Origin of the sequence: Wolbachia endosymbiont (group A) of Yponomeuta plumbellus, from assembly GCF_947251575.1 — a bacterium.
Classification (GTDB): Bacteria; Pseudomonadota; Alphaproteobacteria; order Rickettsiales; family Anaplasmataceae; genus Wolbachia; species Wolbachia pipientis.
This window is the reverse complement of sequence record NZ_OX366353.1, coordinates 19,099-39,477: the sequence shown is the minus strand read 5'-3', so window position 1 is coordinate 39,477 and position 20,379 is coordinate 19,099. Positions and strand designations below refer to the sequence as shown.

Genomic DNA, 20,379 nt, shown 5'->3' with positions numbered 1-20,379 from the left:
TGTAATTGCTGTAGGCTGCATTTAGTAATATAATCTCATATTAAATAAGACTTTACTTAAGTTTATGCTAGATTCTCCGCTAATTTTGACAGCCATTCTTATATTTTTCATTTTTACGTTGTCATTCTTTTTTATAAGAAAGATATTTGGGTCAACAAATAAGAAGATAATAAAATCCTTTAGGAAAATTGTTCAGCAAATAAATGCATTAGAAACAGAAATGCAGAGCTTATCTGATGAGGAGCTTGCTGGTAAAACTGAAGAATTCAATCGAGAATTGAAAAATGGGAAAACGTTAAATGATCTTCTCGTACCTGCATTTGCAGTTGTGCGTGAAGCCTCTCGAAGATTTCTTAACATGAGGCACTTTGATGTTCAACTGATTGGTGGAATGGTGCTCCACAATGGCATGATATCAGAAATGAAAACAGGAGAGGGAAAGACACTCGTTGCAACTTTAGCTGCATACCTTAATTCTTTAGAAGGGAAAGGCGTGCACGTCGTAACTGTTAACGATTATCTTGCAAAACGAGACACAGAGTGGATGAGCAAATTATATAATTCTCTTGGGGTTTCTGTTGCGTTTATTACGAATAACTTGACAGACGAAGAGAGGAAAGAGGCTTACAGTGCAGATATCGTGTATTCCACAAATAACGAGCTTGCCTTTGATTACCTGCGAGACAATATGAAATTTTCTCAAGAAGACATGGTTCAGAGAGGCTTTCACTACGGAATAGTTGATGAAGTGGACTCAATACTCATTGATGAAGCTCGCACTCCGCTTATTATTTCTGGCCCGGTTGAGGAAAACAATCAGATATATAAGCATATCAATAAAATAGTAACCAAATTAGTTGACTCCGATTATGAAGTAGATGAAAAAGGTAGAACGGTATTCTTGACTGAAGATGGTATTTCACGAGTGGAGGAACTACTAAGGTCATACAATCTCATTCCTGAAAATTCCTCGCTCTATGATACTGACAGCATGATAATGACTCATTATATAGACCAAGCATTACGTGCACATAAGCTGTTTACTGCTGATAAAGATTATATAGTAAAGGATGGCAAGGTAGTGATTATTGATGAATTTACTGGGCGTATGATGGAGGGCAGGAGATATTCCGATGGTCTTCATCAGGCACTTGAAGCGAAGGAGAATCTTGAAATTCAGCATGAAAACCAAACTTTAGCATCGGTCACATTTCAGAATTACTTTCGTATGTACAATAAACTTTCCGGAATGACTGGAACAGCAGCAACAGAGGCAGAAGAGTTTAGTGATATATACAGATTAAATGTAGTAAAAATTCCAACCAATGTATCTGTAAAAAGAGTTGATATTGATGATGAAATTTATGGCACAGGAAAAGAAAAATTTAATGCTGTGTTAAAGTTCATAGAAGAATGCCATAAACGCCTTCAACCGGTCCTTGTCGGCACGGTAAGCATCGAAAACTCTGAGAAGCTTTCTGCGCTTTTGCAAAGCCATTCTCTTAAGCATTCCGTATTAAACGCTCGTTATCATGAACAAGAGGCGTACATAATAGCACAAGCTGGAGTGCCAGGCAGTGTCACCATAGCAACTAACATGGCAGGACGTGGAACTGATATTCAGCTTGGTGGAAATGCTGAAATGATTGCAAAGGTGGAGCTAAAGAAGATAAAAAATGCTGATGAAAGAGAAAAAAAATACCAAGAAATAGTTGAAAGAGTAAAAAAAGATAAGGAAATTGCTATAAAAGCTGGTGGTTTATGTGTGGTTGGAACCGAAAGACATGAAAGCAGGAGAATAGATGATCAATTACGCGGCCGTTCTGGTCGTCAGGGGGATCCTGGACTTTCTAAGTTCTTTTTATCGCTCGAAGATGACCTAATGAGAATATTTGGCTCTGATAGAATGAGAAGTTTTTTACAAAAAGTAGGGCTAAAGAATAACGAAGCTATTCATCATCCATGGATCAATAAGGCACTCGAGAAAGCACAAAAGAAAGTTGAAGCTAGAAACTATGACGTGCGGAAATCTCTACTTAAGTTTGATGACGTAATCAACAACCAACGTAAAGTTATTTTTAAGCAGAGAAACAATATCTTAGGCAACGAAATTAATGATTTACTTGAAGTATATAGCGAAGTAAATGAGAGCGTAATAGAAGGTATAGTCCAAAGTGGCTATTATGAGGATTATATTGAAGATATAGTCAAAGAATTCCATACAAGGTATGGAATAACGCTTGATAAAGAAGATTTAGCAAAGTTTTTAAACAAACAAGAAGTTTTGGATTATATAAATGATAAGATACAAGAATTTTTTACTGAGAAAGAAAAATATTTCAACAGTCAGCACACTACAGATTTGTGGAATACGATCGTGAAGCAAATGATGATAATGACACTTGATCATTTATGGAGGGAACACCTTTCAGTTCTAGAGAGCCTAAGACAAAGCATAAGCCTACGTGCCATGGGGCAGAAAGATCCACTGAATGAATTTAAACGCGAAGCTTTCTTGATGTTTGAGTCAATGCTTGAAAAATGGAAGGAACTCACCATTCACCGCCTAGCGCACTTTAAGTTGGCAGATAACCAAGAGATAGGCAATAGGTTACATTCTGCTAGAAATAGCAGACTTCCCAAAGTCTCAAGAAACGACAAGTGCCCTTGTAATTCTGGAAAGAAGTACAAACACTGCCACGGCGCGGTTACTGTGGTGAATTAATAATTATGGTTGTACAGTTTGTTTATTTCCATCAACATTACTGCAGCTAACCTCACTTAGCTTACTGTTTAATGAATGCTCTGATGACTTATATGCAACCCCATAGGAAATTCCACCAACGATCAGTGCAGATGCCACAGTAATTACAACTATTGCTAGTGCAGGTAATGCAGTAGCATAAATGAGTGCTAATGGAGCAACAATGGCAGCTAATATACCTACAGTAATTCCTGCTGTTATAGCTTTAGGTCTATGAATAAATGATGGATCTGCACCATAATTTAGCAGAAGTTTCGCTACTTTTGGATGTTGATAATTTAGTCTTGGATGTTCACCATGAGTGTAATAAACAGCATAATATAAAGGAGTTCTTCCGTCTTTATCTTGTGCATTAACGTCTGCTCCCTCTTCTAGCAAAACTTCTACTACTTGTGTGTATCCATTCTCAGCAGCATAATGTAAAGGACTTCTTCCATATCTGTCCACTACATTAACATCTGCCTCTTTTTTTATAAGATGTTTTACTACTTCTATATGACCACTATAAGCAGCATAATGCAAAGGAGTCCCTTTATCTTCATTTTGTGCATTAACGTCTGCTCCTTCTTCTAGCAAAACTTCTACTACTTGTGCATGCCCATGCTGAGCAGAATAATGTAAGGAGGTTTTTTCCCATTCATCTTGTACATTAACATTAGCTCCGTTTTTTGTTAAGTATCTTACTACTTTTTCATAGCCATTTTCAGCTGCTATAAGTAATAAATTGCACTTGAGCACTATAAACGTGTAATTTATATCAAATTCGTTTTTTTCCACTCATCATATATAAGTTGATTTTCCTGCTGCAGCTTATCTTTAATTCTATCAATTAAATTTTCCTTACTCAGATCTGGACTACTGTTGACTTCTTGTAGTATTAACCTTAATGTCATTTCCTTCTCCAAGATATAAAATTTTATTATGGCATATGGAGTGGATTATGTCAATGAAAAACTAAGAAACTGGTTCTTCTTTTTTTCTATAGCTTTAGGTTTACCTACAATTTGAAAAACAACAAATTCGTCATTCCGCTACTCGTTAGCGCCTCGGCGGTATGATGTAGGGAAACCTTTCTTGGGTTAGCTATAAAGTTAAGATTCGACCAGGGCAGCCGCAATAAGGTAGCAAACGCCATCATGTCTTTAGGAGAGTTTGCTAATGAAGGCTCTTAAGTTGACGCCATTGCCTGAACGGATACGCCAATTTTTATGTTCATTTGTAACCGTTTATTATTTTACACCCCAGTCTTTTTCAAATATTGCTAGCCCTTGGTCAGTAAGTGGGTGATTAATTAATTGTCTAAGTACTTTTGCTGGCACAGTAATTGAATCAGCACCAAACCTTGCAGCTTCTATTACATGCGCTGGGCTTCTCACTGATGCAACAAGAACTTTAGTATCAAAACCGTAATTAGAATATATAGTACATATATCTTCTATTAGCGATAAGCCATCATAGCTTATATCATCAAGGCGACCAACAAAGGGGGAAATAAAACAAGCACCGACCTTAGCGGCAAGCAGTGCTTGTCCAGGAGAAAAACATAATGTGATGTTAACAGGTATTTTATGCTCTGTCCATAACTTTTTACAAGAAATTAATCCTTCATGTGTAAGAGGTAATTTGATCACAACATTATCAGCAATTTTTGCTAAATTCAGACCTTCTGTGATCATCTCTTCATGGCTATCTGCAACAACTTCAACACTAACAGGCCCTTTTATAATAGAGCATATTTCACGCACTAAATCCTCGTATTTATCTTTACGCCCGGACTTTGCTATTAAAGAAGGATTAGTTGTTATGCCGTCAATGAACTCCTTTAGTCCTTTAATTTCATTTAAATCAACGCTATCAAGAAAAATTTCCATGTTAATCTCCTATAAAAAAAATACCCTTGCAAAATCTTGTCATCCTACCGCTTGACTTACAACCGTATGAACTTCCTGCGTTGTAAACATCAAACAGCCGATAACACAACTGTACAAATATTGAGACATAAGAGTAATTTGTACCAAGAAAAAAGATGTCATCCCAGTGCCCAGACCCCTTAGACAATGTACCATCTTTTGATTTTGTCCATTCTGGGCGGGGTTTTCAAGTTCTTTGATCTTAAATACTACATCTACTTTATCAAGATCAATGTTGACTTCTTTTACTAATGTCCTAATAAGACTACGTTTGGCTTGCCAATCTAGGTCCGATTTAACACTAGAATAAAAGCCCTTTATGCTATTTGTAATAAGATTCATTTTCTGCCGTATTCCCTTTTACCTTTTTCTTCTCTCCTTTAATCTCTTTTAAACGTTCCTTCATTTTTTTTATTGCCTGCTTAAAGTCTTCCTTACTTATAGTTAGTGCATACTTTGTTGCCGTAAAAACTTCTGGTACCCAAACAATTGTAATAAGTATACACAATCTTTGTCAACTATTTTCGGCACTGGTATATAAATCCAATTCTCTTCATCTGTACTATAAATAGAGTGAGTTCGCCGGCTGTTGCTTTTTTTTGGTTTGACTTCTAGCATTACTGGGCCCGCCTTTGACCTTACCCAGAAAAAGTAGAGAGAAAGTTAAGACGTTTTTGGAGTAAAATAAAACGTTTTTTCAAAATATGACAAATAGAAGAGAATATACAGCAGAATTCAAATTGGAAGCTGTTAAGCTGACAAATGAACAAAGAAAGGCAGGTCAAACAATTACAAAAATAGCAAGAGATTTAGGAATAAAGGGTGGTTTATTAGGAAAATGGATAAAGAAACACAACGAAAAAAAGTCGGCAGCAGATGCATTTCCAGGTAGAGGTAACATGGCTCCTTACGACAAAGAGAGGTTTGATTTACAAAGCAAAAGTAACAAGAGAAAGAGACATTTTAAAAAAAGCCCTGGCCAGTCAAAAAGAGTAAAATATTTTTTTATATAGTAACTGCTATAAAGTACAGGAATTATGTAGGATTTTCTGCTAGTGGCTACTATAAGTGGACTACAAGGAAAATAAGCAGTAGAGAATCAGCAAATAAAGAGTTATTAGCAGATATTCAAAAAATATATCAAGCTTCTAAATGTAGATATGGAGCTCCTAAAATTCATGCTGAATTAAAGGCTTTGGGTAAAAGTTGCAACTTAAAAACAGTGCAAAGTATTATGCAGAAAAATGGTATTCAGGCTATATTGAGAAGAAAATTTAAAATTAAGAAACAACAAACGGACAGTAGCTCCCAATATATTAGACCAAAACTTTATTGTCGATCAACCAAATAAAGTATGGGATTACTTATATAAAAACCAAAGAAGGATGGCTATATTTGGCAACAATAATCGATCTATATTCACGCATGGTAGTTAATGAGCAGTTCAATAAATAAACAATTGGTTATGGACTCTTTATTAATGGACGTTAACAAGCGTAAACCTGTTAAAAATCTACTGCTGCACAGTGACCAAGGTTCACAATATACTGCGCAAGGGTATCAATATCTCTTAGCTGTAAAGAATATAGATGAGTAATAAAGGCTGTTGTTACGACAATTCTGTTGCAGAAAGCTTCTTTAGCTCATTGAAAAGAGAAATACTTATTGATACTTCACAACACTCTGCTCAACAAACTAGAACTGCAATATTTGAATACATAGAAATTTTTTATAACAAACAACGTCACTATTAACTATTGCATTCCAGAACAATTTGATGCATCATTCTTTTTGTAAAAAACATTCCACACTTTCTCTCCACTTTTTCTGGGTAAGGTCAATAAACTATAACATTTTTACTTAATTTTGTCAACTTCTCTATTCGTTGAAAAAACAATCTTGCATAAAAAAATCAACTCATCTCTTCCAAAGGCTCTATATTGAAGATAGAAAGTCCAGAAGCGATGACGTGCGCTAAGGCTTGCACGAGAAACATTCTTGCAGCGGTGAGGTTTAAGTTGTCTTCCAGTATGAAACGCATGTTTAAATCACTCTTGCCATACCCCCATAAAACGTGAAACGCTTCTGCAACTTCAAGTAAGTAGAAAGTAATTCTGTGTGGCTCACAAAGCCTTGCTGCAATTTCTACCACATCTGGCCACTTTGCTAAGGTTTTTATGAGGAAGAGCTCTCCACCTGTCCTTAAAAGTGAAGGATCTGCTGTTGGGAGCTCTTTTGGAGCATTACGCATTAACGAATGAGCACGAGCATGCGCATATTGCACGTAAAAAATAGGGTTGTCTTTTGACTGTTCTTTAACTTTAGCAAAATCAAAGTCCAAGACCATATCATTCTTGCGTGTTAGCATTATAAAACGAGTTATGTCCCTGCCAACTTCTTCCACTACATCCCTTGCTGTGAGGAAATTTCCTGATCTTTTGGACATCTTAACAGGTTTGCCGTTCTCGAAAAAATTCACAATATTATGCAGTTTTACCTCTATTTTTGCTTGATCATCACTGAGCGCAGAGACGACTGCTTTGAGTCTTTTGACATAACCGCCGTGGTCACTACCAAGCTCTACGATCATATTGTTAAAACCACGCGATATCTTATCAAAATGGTAAGCGATATCCGAGGCAAAATAAGTCCAACTGCCGTCCTCTTTCTTCAATGCACGGTCAACGTCATCACCAAATTTTGTAGAGCGAAATAGCATCTCTTTTCTGGAAGTCCAATTTTCGCTTTCTTTGCCTTTTGGTTTCTCCAGGTACCCTTCATACACTAGACCCTTGTCAGACAATATCTTTATACTCTCTTCAATTTTGCCACTTTTTTGTAGCTCATACTCTGAAGTAAAAACATCATGATTTACTCCAAGTAAGTTCATGTCTTCCTTTATAATTTCTAAGATAGAACTTAAAGTATAGTCTCTAATCACTTGATTATCTTGCTTTTCTAGAAGCTCTGCGCCATATTTTTTGGCCAGCCCCTCCCCTATCGGTTTTAAATATTCACCTGGGTATAAACCTTTTTCAACACTAATTTTTTCTCCCAGAGCTTCTTTATATCGCAAATACACTGACCGAATTAGCGTATCTATCTGTGCTCCAGCATCATTAATATAGTACTCCTTAGTAACTTTATAACCAACTTTTTTCAATAAATTTGCCAGAACGTCACCAAATACTGCCCCTCTTGCATGACCAATATGCAGTGGACCAGTTGGATTTGCAGATACAAATTCAACATTGATGGCCTGATTGTTCCCTATATCTAGGGTGCCAAACTCTGTTTTTAGCTCATTTATTTGTTTTAAAATTCCATGCCACACTTCTATTTTTAAGTGCATGTTGATGAAACCAGAGCCTGCTATTTCCACTTTTGCAACTTCATCAAAAAGTTCAAATTCTTTGGCTAAAACCTCTGCAATTTCAATGGGATTCTTCTTTTCATGCTTTGCAAGCACCATAGCAACATTTGTGTAAATGTCTCCATGGACTCTATTGCTTGGAGGCTCTATGATAAAGTTTGCTGCACTTGTGCTTATAACACCCCTTTGTTTCAACTCATTCAATTTACTAAAGATTAGAGAGGAAATCTGCTTAAAAATGTTCATTCACTATACTGCTATAAAATCTATAGCAGTATAGTGAATAAGTGGGACTAGTTGAAGGTTTATCTTAACTATTTTATCTTCCTGGATCAGAGTTTATATTAAGTCGTTGCCGTAACCATGGTAAGAGAAAGCCATACCTTCGCTGTAACCATCATTACCAGCATCAGGCTCTTCAACATCATCAGGTTCTTTAACATCATCAGGTTCTTTAACATCATCAGGTTCTTTAACATCATCAGGCTCTTTCTCTTTCTTCAGTTCATTCTTAATACTTTCTTTCAGTTTATTCATAGTCTTATCATCAATCTCACACTTAAGACCTTTCTCCAGTTCATTCTTAATATTTTCTTTCAGTTCATTCTTAGTCTTATCATCAATCTTACACTTAAGATCTTTACCACATTTATCATAAATCAACTTACCCTTATTGACTTTACAATCATCCAACTTTGTGAACAAATTAATTTTCAACATATCACTGACATAGCACGTATCAAGTGGCAATATACGTACATGATTTGCATTTTTTTGATTCGGACAAGAAAAAGTATTCGTTGGCATAAAATATCTCCATTAGTAAATAAAATTATTAAAAAATTAACCATAAGATGGAAGTGTGTACTAACAATGTACACACTGTATTACTTTTATATAATATGAACAGTGCCTTCTAACACTGACATATTGTGGGTAGAAAAAAAGGCTTCAGCACTTTTTGCATCTAATATAGAAGAGTTTATTACTTCTACACATTTATCACATTCAGAATTGTTTTCACAACTGCCCACAAGTTTACCATCTATAACCTGAAGGTTGTTTTTAGCATTCTGAATAGTTTTTGCACATTCTTTAAACTTGTAGCCTGTTGGCTCTCTGGTCTCAATATCAAGAATATCATCAGTTATTGGGTTGACCGTTATTGCAAGCTTTGAAAAATCAACGATTGTTTTAGATTCAGGTTCAGGCTTAACTTGTGGACAAGGGGGACAAGGGGGACAAGCAGGAGCAGGGGGGCAAGCAGTATCAGGACAAGCAGGACAAGGTGGTATATTTAAATCGAATTCGGGAAGCTGTATATTTAATTCGAGTCCATCATGCCGCGAGTCAAAGCGGTTATGGCAACGTGGGTCAAAGTTATGATGGTACCGTGGGTCAGTTATGCAAGCCATACGCGTCAAGTTAAGGAAAAGTGTAAGTAAAGTTGATAGAGTGAAGGAAAATAATAAGGTATAAATTCTCTTGGATATATGAATGAGAGAACTTACAATGGACAGAATAGCTTGCTTATCAAAAGACCTCAATGAATTCTTTAATGAAAAAGCAGACGAAATATCAATTGCAGTAGGTTTTATAAAAAGAAAGAGAAAACTTAATGGCTCATCATTCATAAAAGCTATGGTTTTTGGTAACATAGGAGTTGATGATTGCAGCATAGAAACAATGTGCCAATTGCTAAATGAAGACTCGATAGAAATTACAAAACAGGGTTTAGATTTTAGGTTTAGTGAAGAAGCAGTTGAGTTCATGAAAAAAATGTATAACGAAGCTTTGTGTTTATTTAAAAAAAAGTCTACAGATTGATTGCAAAATTTTACAGCAATTTGGAAGCGTTAAATTATTGGATAGCAGCTACATTAGCCTGCCCAGTAGCATGGAAGATATGTACAAAGGATATGGCAGTAGCTATAGAGATTGTGAGAATAATACCAAATCAGGAATAAAGCTACAGTTAGTCTTTGATTACCTGAATCAAGCGCTAGATAAGTTAAATTTTATGGAAGGAATAAGGTCGGATCAAGGTTATAGGGATTATCTGAACGGTTTATCAGCCAATGATTTGCTAATATTTGACTTGGGCTACTTTGTGCCTAGTTCTTTTAAACAGATTGATGAAGCAGGTGCATATTTTGTTAGTCGTTATAAGTCTGATACCAATATATATGATATAGAAACAAATCAAAAAATAGAGCTATTGGAGTATTTGGAAGGTCAATTATCTTCAGAAAAAGAAGTATTATTAGGAAAGGAAGTAAAAATTAAGGTAAGAATTATATGTCAAAAGCTAACTGAAGAACAGTCTATGGCTAGAAGAAGAAAGGCTAATAAATTAGCAAAGTCACATGGATATACATCTTCTCAAAAGAATCAAAAGTTATTAGATTGGTCAATATTTATAACTAATGTTCCAGAGAGTAAAATTAATGCTGAACAAATATTGACGGTTTATAGAGTAAGATGGCAAATCGAATTACTATTTAAACTATATAAAAGTCATATCAATCTTGATAAACTAAAAGGAAAGACAAATCCATTTAGAGTATTGTGCGAGCTATACGCAAAATTATGTGCTATTCTCGTATTTCACGGAATGATTGGCTGTGTAAAACTAAAAAAGAACACGGAGCTCAGTTTAACAAAGGCATTTATTGAATTGAAAAGGCGGGTTAGAGAGCTCTTTTTGATATTAAACAATATTGTCAATAATTTAAAAATTTTTCTAAAAAAGCTTACTATAATCTGGTCAAAGTTTTCTTTGAAAGACAGATATAGGAAGACCAGGGTATCTACTTTAAGCTCTCTACATTCCTTAACTTGACGCGTATGGTTATGCAAGCTGTGCGCACAGGAGTACATGAATCCATACGTGGATACGAAGAAAAATTGTAAGTCATAAAAATCCTTTAAAAAGCAACTATTAGATTATTATAGGATAAAAAAGTTAATGATTTAATAATTTTAAGGCTAAAATTAGCATATACAAAGTCCTTAACCTACAGTACATTTCAAAATACGACTTTAATGTAGCAGATATTAGAGTTAAAAGTTTTACTATGGTAGAATAATGATAAGATTCCAAGAAGAAGCTGTCAGTAGTCAAATTAGTCGTGTTGCTGAAATAAATTGTAATATATGGTTACTGTGAATAACAATTGCTTATCTTCTCAAGCAAAACATGAAACACATGGGTTGAATAACACCCATGTGCTCTTGGAAGCACGTATAGCTAGACGTGCGTTTATGAGTTGTTTAAAAACAATCTTCTAACAAAGAAACCCAAATTCATCACAAGGATTATGACATGTGTCATAATAATTATGATATGAGTTAAAATGATTGTGGCACGAATTAGTAGCACAAGGTGCGTATGCAGGTGCACAAGCTTGTGCACAGTTCGATACTGGTGTTGGTGAAACTGATGCTGGCGAATTAAAAGCCGTACATGGTAGTTTTGGTAAATGACTATAATTATAAACCATAATGATCCTTTAAAAAATACTATGAGATTATTATAAATTAAAATAATTAAAAATTTAATAATTTAAATTATAAATCTAGCATATCAACTAACGGTATGATTTAAATTTTTTTTCAACTCCACTGTATCTTCGCCAGTTTTGCATACATCCCGTCTTCACTTATTAGAGAGTTGTGAGTTCCTATTGGCAACCGTAGCTCAGTTGGCAGAGCGTTAGTTTGTAGTGCTGAATGTCGCCAGTTCGATCCTGGTTACTCACTCTATTTTTCTGCAAAAATGCCATCTGGGCTGAAAAGCCCAGAAAGCATTCAGTCTTATATAAAATTAGTATCAACAGAAACAAGACTATCCTCATTATCATAATAGTAAGGATTTGTTTTTTCCGTACTATCAAAAACAGTTTTTAATAGTACTTCCTTATCACTGTCCCATGCAACTTTCTTCATAATTTTAGCAAAATCTTCACACTTTTTGTCAACTCCACAGTCCTTTATTTTGCCATTAGCCTTTAGATAAGGCTTTAATGAACTATACAATATCTGAGTGTTATTGCCCTCTTTATCTATCATTTGTCCTAATGTGTTAACAAGTATCAATGGTGCAATTTGTTTTGCTTTCGCAACAATTGTTCGATCGGACTCTCTAATGAGATCAGGACATGATTCTCTCATAAAAAAGCTTTTGTTGTATTCTTTATTATTATGATAACCGGCAGGGTAACAGAAACTCTTAATTTCATCGTCTTGACAGGCTATCTCTTGTGGATTATCCATACATTTTTTACATGACATATTACTAAAATAGTGTGCTGAATCAAAAAGCTCTGTAAAGGCAAATTTAAAATTTACTACACCGTAATAACCCTCTATTCCCTTTTCTATATATGTCGCAATTTTAGGATTACTATACATCTCAGGATACAATTCCTTTAGTAAATCAGATGTATTAAAACCTTGATGACCTATCTTATTATAAGCTGTATACCAAGAAGCATATGCTCCACAATTTTCAGCTTGGGAACAATCTAAGGTTATTTCTTGAGATGTAATGACACTTGCTTTTCCAGTTTCATCTTCTTTCTCATCAGTATCAGGTTTGTTTGTACCAGTTTCATCTTCTTTCTCATCAGTATCAGGTTTGTTTGTACCAGTTTCATCTCCTTTTTCACCAGTATCAGGTTTGCCTGTACCAATTCCTTTCTCTTTTTTGCATTCTTCAGCTTCTTTTTTATACCACTCAACCTCTGCTTTTGCCATTCCAATTTTACACTTTACAACTTCTTCTTTGGCTTTCTCAACTTTCTTTTCACACTGTACAAATGCTTCTTTTATCCCTTCAGCCTCCTCTTTTGCTTTTCCAGCGTCTGCTTTTGCCTGTTTAGCTTCTGCTTTCACTTTTTCAATCTCATCTTGAGCTTGTTTTATTGCTAAATCGGCTTTTGCTTTAGCATCATCTTTTGCACGTTCTATTGCCTGTTTAGCATCATCTTTTATCCTCTCAGCATCTTTTTCACATTTCGCAAACTGCTCTTTTGCTTCTTTAGCTTCACCATGTGCTTGTTTTATTGCCTTTTTAGCATCATCTTCTGCACGTTTTACTGCCTTTTTAGCACCATCTTCTGCCTTCTTAGCCCTGTCTTTGCACTCTTCAAGTGTTTCTCTGGTAAATTCATCATCCTTTTTCTCTTTTTCGATCTGATCTCTTAGACCCGTAACCTGATCCTCAGTTACTACCTTATCATCAGTTACTACCTGATCTTCAGTTGTGATTTTATCCTTGATCGTCTCATCTACACCCTCATCACTATAAGAAAATTTGTTAGTATATGAATAGCGATTATTGATTTTATCACTATAGTTATGTTTTAACATAGAGACCTCCTATACAGTTAAAATTGGAATTACATTAAGATAGAACAAGCTATGAATATAACGTGAATGAAAGAAACCACAGGTCACGAAATTTCCGGATAACTATGGAACCATTATAAAATAATAAAATTAAAAAATTAATAATTTTAATTTTAATTTTAAATCTAGCATACTCATTAAATCAACAACGATATAGCTTAAATTCTCTTTTAATTTACACAATATTTCATGCCTACTGTATCTTCGCCAGTTTTGCATACAGCCCGTCTTTACTTATTAGAGAGTCATGAGTTCCTACTTCTTCTACTTTTCCATGATTAATTACTATAATCTTGTCAGTCTTGAGTGCGGTTGATAGCCTGTGTGTAATTACGATTGTTGTTCTGTTTTGCATTAACTTGCTCAAGGCTTTTTGCACGAGGTTCTCACTTTTGTAATCAAGGGCAGAGGTTGCTTCATCCAGTATTAAAACCTGAGGATTGTTGAGTATGGCCCTTGCTATTACAATACGTTGTTTTTGTCCTTCAGAAAGTTTTAATCCTCTTTTTCCTACAAATGTATCAAATTTATCAGGCAGCTTATCAATAAATTCCATCGCATAAGCGCTGATGGCTGCTTGCTTCACTTCCTCATATTCGGCACCTGGTTTGCCATATAGTATATTTTCCATTATTGAGCAAGAAAATATCATGTGATCTTGTGGCACTAAGCCAAACAACGATCTGAGGTCATTTAGCGCAATTGACTTAATATTGTGCCCATCGATAGTAATGCTACCTTTGTTTGGATCATGAAAACGGAGCAGAAGCTTTAAAATGGTGCTTTTACCACTGCCAGATGGTCCAACAATTGATACTGCTTGACCTGCCTCTATAGAAAATGATACGTTATTTAACGCTGGCTTATCAGACTGAGATTCATAAAAAAATGTTACGCCATTAAACGAAATTCCCTTTTGAACACTACAAATTTTTATAGGATCATCGGGATCTGCTATAGAGCTTTTCATATTTTTAAATTCAAATAAACGCTCTACTATTCCAAGACCTCGTTGTAAATCACTGATATTATCGCTCAAATTATTTATAGCTCCTGCTGCGAGCGCTGAATAAAACACAAATGAGGAGAGTTTTCCAATAGTTATATTATTGCTTAAGACTTCTTTAATACCAAAAAAGAGCAAAACAACTAGTGAACCTATCACACACGTGATAACTAGAGTTACTAAAATAGCACGCAAGAGTACTAATTTTACGTATGATTTTGATACTGAGTTTAAATGTTCCTTAAAACGGATTTTTTCGTTTTCCTCGAGTACAAACGATTTGATAGTCACTATAGATCTAAAATTTTCCTCACTAAATGACGCAAGCTCACTTAATTTATCCTGGGCAAAGCGTGCATAGCTACGCACTTTTTTTCCAAGTGAGGTCATGATAATGAGTAGTATAGGTATTATTGCGGCTGCATACGCAGTTAGTTGTATATTTGTATACAATAACATAGCAACACTACCAATCAGAATCACAAAATTTCGTAATATGGTTAGTAAGCTGCTGTTTATTATTGATTGCAGCACAGAGGTATCAGTAACTAACGCTGAAATAACATCTTGTACGCCTGTGTTCTCAAAGAAACTTGGTTGCAAGTTAGTGATACTGCTATATAAGTCATATCTGATTCTTGCGATAACTTTCTCGCTGCCAATGCCAATGAAATATAGCCGAGTAAATGCAGTGAGAGAAATGGCTAAAACTATAAGTATTGCAACTAATAGTTTGGTAGTAAAATCGTGCTCTGTGCCAGAATCAATTATATTGCTTAAGCCTCTGCCAAAGAGGAGGATCATTAAGGCTGAAAATAAAACTGCAATAAAAGCTATGATGAAATAAGATAGATTAGGCTTTATATAGTAAAATAACTGCCTAATATTAGATCGCATCTTATTTTAAAGTTTCTAAAGTTAAGTATATAGATTCTAGTTTCAGGGGAAAGGGAAAAGGTGTAGTATGAAGCAATTTAGGTTCTGCAGCTGTTGTGATTTTAGTCCACCAAGAAAGGGTAGTAGCTCGCAGAAACGAAAAAACTTCCTTGACACCCTTCGCCAGCCCCCTTATCATAACAGTGAAGCTATTGTATTTGCTTTCGCCAATCTGCAGATTAAAGCAACAAGGACAACATTGCAAATTTAGAGTTCAAAAGGGTTATTCCTCGAGAACTACTGCGTCAGAAAGTTGGCGTTGAATTTGTATATAATGTTGACCTTGGAGGTTTTTATGAATAATAGTGAGAGAAAAGAAAAATTGGAAACTCGCATTTTATCAAGTAGAGGCAGGTCTTTACTTGACCATGAGCTACTGGAACGTACTCTATCTGAATGTGAAGAAGGAAGAGAAGTGGCCAAAAAGCTAATAGAGCTCTTTAGTAGTTTAGGAAGGGTAATTAACGCTGACTTTCATGAGCTAAAAAATGTTACAGGAATGAATGATGGAGCAATAGCAAGTATCTTTTGTCTGAAAGAGATTTTCGATAGGATACTGAAAGGTAAGTTAAAAAAGCTGTCGATTCTTGATAACAGAGAAGAGCTACTAAAATACTTTAAAACAGCAATAGGGCAGTCACGAAAGGAAAGCTTGCGAGTAATATACTTAGATCGAAGTGGTCATTTGATATACGAGTATATTCAAGACTGTGGAACTATAGACAGAGTACCTCTATATGTGAGAGAAATAATCAAACAGGGATTACTGATCGATGCATCATCTATTGCAATTTCACATAATCATCCAAGTGGAGATACAGAACCATCAAAGGAGGATGAGGATAACACACTTACATTAGCTGCAACCTGCGAAAATGTAGGAATGAAATTAATAGATCACATAATCGTAACACAGAAGAGCCACTTTAGTTTTTATGATAGTGGTTTATTGTAATCTGTAGACCGGAAGGAAAGTTCTCCAACTTTCCTTCTTTTTTTCTACTTCATAAATTAAAAAATTCAATATAAGCTTGAGCAGCTAAAATTAGTAATGAAAGGTGGAATTAGGCAAAAAAATAAAAGAGCTTAGATTATACTGTGGTTTAACACAAACTGAGTTGGGAAAGAAAATAGGCGTTTCGTATAGACAAATACAAAGGTACGAAAATAGTTCAAACCAAATTTTGGCCAGTAGGCTATACGACTTAGCAAAAGCACTATCGATTAATGTGGCTGATTTTTTTACTGATGTGCATGTCGACTCACATGAAACTTATGATGAAGAAATACTAAAATTAGTCAAAGGATATAATGAAATTAAAAGCAAAAGGTTACGTAGCGTAGTTTATATATTGGTAAAATCTTTTTCTCAAAGTTACAATGAGAGTTAGTATTGCTTCAATACCTCAGTTAATATATTAATAAATGATTGTACAAGATGAACAACATCCTATTGATAAACAAATAGGTGAAAGAATAAGGAAGAGAAGGTTAATATGCGGTTTTAGCCAAAGAGACTTAGGAAAAAAGCTCGGAATTTCATTTCAGCATATACAAGGATATGAAACTGGAGAGGTAAGGCTTGTAATTGATAGATTGTATAATTTGGCAGAAGCTTTGTCCGTTGATATGTCATATTTTTTTACCAAAGCTTCTGAAGACTTACACGATAAGGCCTTTTGTAGCGATGTGGGTAGTGAAGAAATATCAAGGCTAGTGAGGGAATACAGGAAAATTAAGGATGAAACGTTGCGTGATATTGTGCATTCAGTGATAAAAGCGCTTGCCAATAAATAATATTGCCTGAATATATCTTCAATCCACTTCTACAAGCAATGCTAGTTAAGGTAAATTTTTTATGGTAATTTTGATTAAATTTCAAGAACTACTTTACTTTGCAATAATTATGGCTATGTAAAAACATAGCCACCAATCAAGAACGTCCTACAGATGTCGTTTTGGTATCTTTTAATTTGCTCACCCAAGAAAAGGTCTCACTACTTTTAGAATTTTGGTCGCCCCACCTTCCACATCTAGTAAAGCTGCCTTTTTCCACTACTTCTTTAACAGACATTCCACCAAATAAACAACCCTTTCCTACGATTTCTCCTATTTCTTGCAACTCGTTCCACATTTCTTCATCTTCTACCTCAACTTGTACTTGATGATAGTCTTCTGTGTCATGATATACCATTAAATTTAGCTCTCCTAGGCTAGTGCAAAGTGTTACTGTAAAAGCGCTGTTATCGGATATATCTACGTAATTTCTTTTACCGTCTTCCCAGTTTTGACCTCAACTTCACCATCACCTATTTTTATGATACTACCGCCAAGGTTTAAGTCTCCTTTACTTAAGCCCAAATTTTTTGCACCTTCTACAACTTTGGCAACATCAACTATGCAGCTATGTGAAAATTCAATATAGAAGGTCTTATTATCGATTTCTACATCTTCAACAGTTCCTTCTATAGTAGCGTCTTCTCCAACTTCCCTAAGTTTCTTGAGCCTACTATATATTTGTGGCTCAATTTCTTTTTGCACTTTTTGATACATTTCAGTTATTTTCTTATCAACTTGTACATTAAAATCTGCTCCATTTAAGGCTAACCTCCTGATTATATCCTCTTGTTTATTTCCTTTGAATTCATCACGATACATCTTAAACATTGTAACGTTAGCAAAGCTAAAGCCATCTTCATTGGCAGCATTTATTCTTATTCCTAAGTCCAAAGCTTCATCGATAACTTTACTTAACTCGTTTATATTTTTAGCTGCAATAGCTTTTTCCAGGAATTCATTTAGTTTCATATTTTCATATTCACTTAGTCTTATCCTGCATAAAGCTGATCGAAATGGATTGAGCTCCTCAGGATATGTTAAGACAGGCAATTTACTAATCTTTTTATTTGCTGTTGGAGCAGCTTTTATAAAATTAGGTAATAACCCTTCTTTTGCTATTCGCTCTACCGCTTTTAACATTTTACTAGACAATTTTTTACCATTTATTTTTTTCATTGTAACCCTCACTTAATTTCATTACTATTCGATCATATCGTGATAAATATTATTTAATTGTTAATATTATACGACTTATTGATTTACTGTATATTATAATAACAAGTTTTGCGGGCATCTACACTAGAAAAACACATCCTATAAAAATTATTTCAGTTTCAACAAAAATGGGGTATCGTAATCGTAAAATTGAAAAAAATGGATATCCTATCTTACTCTACTGAAAAGCTGAAAAAGCATTGTCAGCTACTTGATGATGAAGAAAAAATAGTTCTATATGAGCAGCTGCTAGACAAGGCTAAAGATATACTTGAAAACTCAAGAGATGATATTGCAAAGTTGAAAGAGGTAAGCAAAGCAGTTGTAGCAATAGAGGAAACTACCGATAAGCAGTTACTAGAAAAGTTTAATGATGATCACCCGCTAAGAGAAGTGGACATTTTAATCTACTCTCCTCAAGGAAATACTGAATATCTATTCAGCATAGATAACTCATCAGAGCTTTATGATTTAAAAGAAGACAAAGAAAAAGCTCTTTATAATGCAGTAAAGTTAAATGATGTTGAGCTTGTAAAAAAGCTGCTAATGATCCTTTCACCTACAGAAGTAAGTAATTTTGACACGAAATACTTGGAAGAATTGAAAATATTGCTGTCAGGAATTCACAAAGAATTGCAATTATCACAAGATATGAAAAATTATCTTGAGAAGACGATAAAGTTCTATAGTTTTTTATGTAGTAATTTTAACTTACTAGTTACAAATCCTACTGACGTAAAAGCCATAATTGATCTATTTGCTGCTCAACCAAATATTGATTACCAAATAGATAAGCTTCTACTTTCTTTTATTGTAAGAGATGTTGAGGAAAAAAAGCTAAACTCTGAAATTAGTCATATGATAGAACTTCTTGAGCAACACGAAAGATTTGCTGAGCTCGAATACAAGGTTAGAAGATTAAGATCAGAGTTTGCAAGTGGCAAAAGCAGATACTCGGCTGAAGTAATACGAAATAGCATTGCAGAACGAGAAAAAGAGATGAGGGAAATTGAGAAAAAATACGTAAGGCCAAACGATTTAATTAGCGAGAGGCAGAAATTATTAAAGCAATTACTTTGCTAGCTTTTTTTCCACTTCATAAAATTTGTTGTAAATTTGAATAAGAGGTGAAAAGTGCAATTAGGTAAAAAAATAAAACAACTTAGGTTAGATCGTGCTTTGACACAGACCGAATTGGGAAAGAGAATAGGTGTTTCGTATAGACAGATACAAAAGTACGAAAATGGTTCAAATTGTGTTTTGGCCAGTAGATTATATGATTTAGCAAAAGCACTATCGATAGATGTTGCTAACTTTTTTACTGATATGCACACTGACTCACATGAAGCTTATGATGAAGAAATACTAAAGTTAGTCAAAGGATATAACGAAATTAAGAGCAAAAGGTTACGTAGTGCAGTTTATATATTGGTAAAATCTTTTTCTCAAAGTGATAATACATAGTTAATATTACCTGATACGTAAAATGACTATACAACATCCTATCGATAAACAAATAGGTGAAAGAATAAGGAAAAGAAGGCTAATGTGTGGTTTTAGTCAAAGAGACTTAGGAAAAAAGCTTGAAATTTCATTTCAGCATGTACAAGGATATGAAAGCGGAGAGATTAGGCTTGTAGTTGATAGGTTATATAAATTAGCAGAAGTACTATCGGTTGATATGTCGTATTTTTTTACCAAAGCCTCTGAAGACTTACATGATAAGGCCTTCCATAGCGATGTAGGCAGCGAAGAAATATCAAGGCTAGTGAGGGAATATAGAAAAATTGAGGATGAAACTCTGCGTGACATTGTTCATTTAGTGATTAAGGCTCTTGCTAATACAGGCTTTAAAGCATAAATTCTCTCCTTGAGTCGTTGAAGAAAACTTAAACTTTCATTTTCTTCATCATTTTGCTTTTCT

The 20,379-nt window shown here is 34.7% G+C and carries 20 protein-coding genes and 2 pseudogenes; 10 read left to right on the top strand and 12 right to left on the bottom strand.

Features of this window, described 5'->3' with window-relative positions; genetic code table 11:
• Positions 1-64 precede the first annotated feature (64 nt).
• The gene (gene secA, locus OPR39_RS00200; protein ID WP_141457138.1) at positions 65-2,725 is read left to right on the top strand and encodes a preprotein translocase subunit SecA; all 2,661 of its coding nucleotides are present in this window, start codon (positions 65-67) and stop codon (positions 2,723-2,725) included.
• Between the two features lie 3 nt (positions 2,726-2,728).
• Here the strand turns inward: secA and OPR39_RS00195 are convergent, their stop codons facing one another.
• From OPR39_RS00195 to OPR39_RS00175, 5 genes are all read right to left on the bottom strand, one after another.
• Positions 2,729-3,541 (bottom strand): ankyrin repeat domain-containing protein, encoded by an 813-nt coding sequence (locus OPR39_RS00195; RefSeq protein WP_265038756.1) that lies wholly within the window; start codon positions 3,539-3,541, stop codon positions 2,729-2,731.
• Positions 3,517-3,657: a hypothetical protein gene (locus tag OPR39_RS00190; RefSeq protein ID WP_242049534.1), complete on the bottom strand. Its 141-nt coding sequence runs from the start codon at positions 3,655-3,657 to the stop codon at positions 3,517-3,519. Before OPR39_RS00190 ends, OPR39_RS00195 begins: the two co-directional genes overlap by 25 nt.
• 336 nt (positions 3,658-3,993) lie before the next feature.
• The gene (gene fsa / locus OPR39_RS00185) at positions 3,994-4,635 is read right to left on the bottom strand and encodes a fructose-6-phosphate aldolase (protein WP_015589064.1); all 642 of its coding nucleotides are present in this window, start codon (positions 4,633-4,635) and stop codon (positions 3,994-3,996) included.
• A 39-nt stretch (positions 4,636-4,674) separates the two neighbouring features.
• Positions 4,675-5,016, bottom strand: a complete 342-nt coding sequence (locus tag OPR39_RS00180; protein ID WP_041573517.1) for a hypothetical protein — start codon at positions 5,014-5,016, stop codon at positions 4,675-4,677.
• The gene (locus OPR39_RS00175; protein ID WP_006280029.1) at positions 4,997-5,182 is read right to left on the bottom strand and encodes a hypothetical protein; all 186 of its coding nucleotides are present in this window, start codon (positions 5,180-5,182) and stop codon (positions 4,997-4,999) included. Before OPR39_RS00175 ends, OPR39_RS00180 begins: the two co-directional genes overlap by 20 nt.
• A 196-nt stretch (positions 5,183-5,378) precedes the next feature.
• Here OPR39_RS00175 and OPR39_RS07345 point away from each other — a divergent pair.
• Positions 5,379-6,471: pseudogene (locus OPR39_RS07345) on the top strand (IS3 family transposase).
• 115 nt (positions 6,472-6,586) lie between these two features.
• On the opposite strand, the gene argS reads toward OPR39_RS07345, so the two are convergent.
• The 3 genes from argS to OPR39_RS00145 all read right to left on the bottom strand — a co-directional run bounded on the left by argS (position 6,587) and on the right by OPR39_RS00145 (position 9,462).
• A complete protein-coding gene (gene argS / locus OPR39_RS00155; protein WP_015589069.1) occupies positions 6,587-8,293 on the bottom strand; it encodes an arginine--tRNA ligase in 1,707 nt (568 codons plus the stop codon).
• Positions 8,294-8,386: 93 nt separating this feature from the next.
• Complete coding sequence (locus OPR39_RS00150; protein WP_265038749.1) at positions 8,387-8,854, bottom strand: hypothetical protein; 468 nt, start codon at positions 8,852-8,854, stop codon at positions 8,387-8,389.
• A gap of 86 nt (positions 8,855-8,940) precedes the next feature.
• Complete coding sequence (locus OPR39_RS00145) at positions 8,941-9,462, bottom strand: hypothetical protein (RefSeq protein WP_265038748.1); 522 nt, start codon at positions 9,460-9,462, stop codon at positions 8,941-8,943.
• Between the two features lie 97 nt (positions 9,463-9,559).
• Between OPR39_RS00145 and OPR39_RS00140 the strand changes: the two are divergent.
• Positions 9,560-10,889 (top strand): annotated as a pseudogene (locus OPR39_RS00140) (IS4-like element ISWosp9 family transposase).
• A 518-nt stretch (positions 10,890-11,407) separates the two neighbouring features.
• Entirely contained in the window at positions 11,408-11,533 is a 126-nt protein-coding gene (locus OPR39_RS00135; RefSeq protein WP_007549126.1) for a hypothetical protein, read from the top strand.
• Between the two features lie 330 nt (positions 11,534-11,863).
• On the opposite strand, the gene OPR39_RS00130 is transcribed toward OPR39_RS00135, so the two are convergent.
• Both OPR39_RS00130 and OPR39_RS00125 read right to left on the bottom strand, forming a co-directional pair.
• Positions 11,864-13,420, bottom strand: a complete 1,557-nt coding sequence (locus OPR39_RS00130; protein WP_265038734.1) for a cell envelope integrity protein TolA — start codon at positions 13,418-13,420, stop codon at positions 11,864-11,866.
• Between the two features lie 232 nt (positions 13,421-13,652).
• Positions 13,653-15,362, bottom strand: a complete 1,710-nt coding sequence (locus OPR39_RS00125; RefSeq protein WP_015589073.1) for an ABC transporter ATP-binding protein — start codon at positions 15,360-15,362, stop codon at positions 13,653-13,655.
• 334 nt (positions 15,363-15,696) lie between these two features.
• Here OPR39_RS00125 and OPR39_RS00120 point away from each other — a divergent pair, with 334 nt between their 5' ends.
• From OPR39_RS00120 to OPR39_RS00110, 3 genes are all read left to right on the top strand, one after another.
• Entirely contained in the window at positions 15,697-16,356 is a 660-nt protein-coding gene (locus tag OPR39_RS00120; RefSeq protein ID WP_012673223.1) for a JAB domain-containing protein, read from the top strand.
• A gap of 103 nt (positions 16,357-16,459) precedes the next feature.
• Positions 16,460-16,792, top strand: coding sequence for a helix-turn-helix domain-containing protein (locus OPR39_RS00115; RefSeq protein WP_041582615.1), 333 nt, complete (start codon positions 16,460-16,462; stop codon positions 16,790-16,792).
• 34 nt (positions 16,793-16,826) lie between these two features.
• Positions 16,827-17,198, top strand: a complete 372-nt coding sequence (locus OPR39_RS00110; protein ID WP_041582616.1) for a helix-turn-helix domain-containing protein — start codon at positions 16,827-16,829, stop codon at positions 17,196-17,198.
• Positions 17,199-17,334: 136 nt separating this feature from the next.
• On the opposite strand, the gene OPR39_RS00105 is transcribed toward OPR39_RS00110, so the two are convergent.
• Positions 17,335-17,595, bottom strand: a complete 261-nt coding sequence (locus OPR39_RS00105; RefSeq protein WP_264331268.1) for a hypothetical protein — start codon at positions 17,593-17,595, stop codon at positions 17,335-17,337.
• Between the two features lie 62 nt (positions 17,596-17,657).
• On the bottom strand, positions 17,658-18,416 hold the full coding sequence (locus tag OPR39_RS00100) for a hypothetical protein (RefSeq protein ID WP_265038732.1): 759 nt from the start codon (positions 18,414-18,416) through the stop codon (positions 17,658-17,660).
• A gap of 198 nt (positions 18,417-18,614) precedes the next feature.
• Here OPR39_RS00100 and OPR39_RS00095 point away from each other — a divergent pair, with 198 nt between their 5' ends.
• Genes OPR39_RS00095 through OPR39_RS00085 form a run of 3 tightly spaced genes read left to right on the top strand, consistent with a single transcriptional unit; the run spans position 18,615 to position 20,316 of the window.
• Entirely contained in the window at positions 18,615-19,538 is a 924-nt protein-coding gene (locus tag OPR39_RS00095) for a hypothetical protein (protein ID WP_012673225.1), read from the top strand.
• A gap of 51 nt (positions 19,539-19,589) precedes the next feature.
• Positions 19,590-19,919, top strand: coding sequence for a helix-turn-helix domain-containing protein (locus tag OPR39_RS00090; RefSeq protein WP_007549995.1), 330 nt, complete (start codon positions 19,590-19,592; stop codon positions 19,917-19,919).
• A gap of 22 nt (positions 19,920-19,941) precedes the next feature.
• Entirely contained in the window at positions 19,942-20,316 is a 375-nt protein-coding gene (locus tag OPR39_RS00085) for a helix-turn-helix domain-containing protein (RefSeq protein WP_007549999.1), read from the top strand.
• The last annotated feature ends 63 nt before the right edge of the window (positions 20,317-20,379 follow it).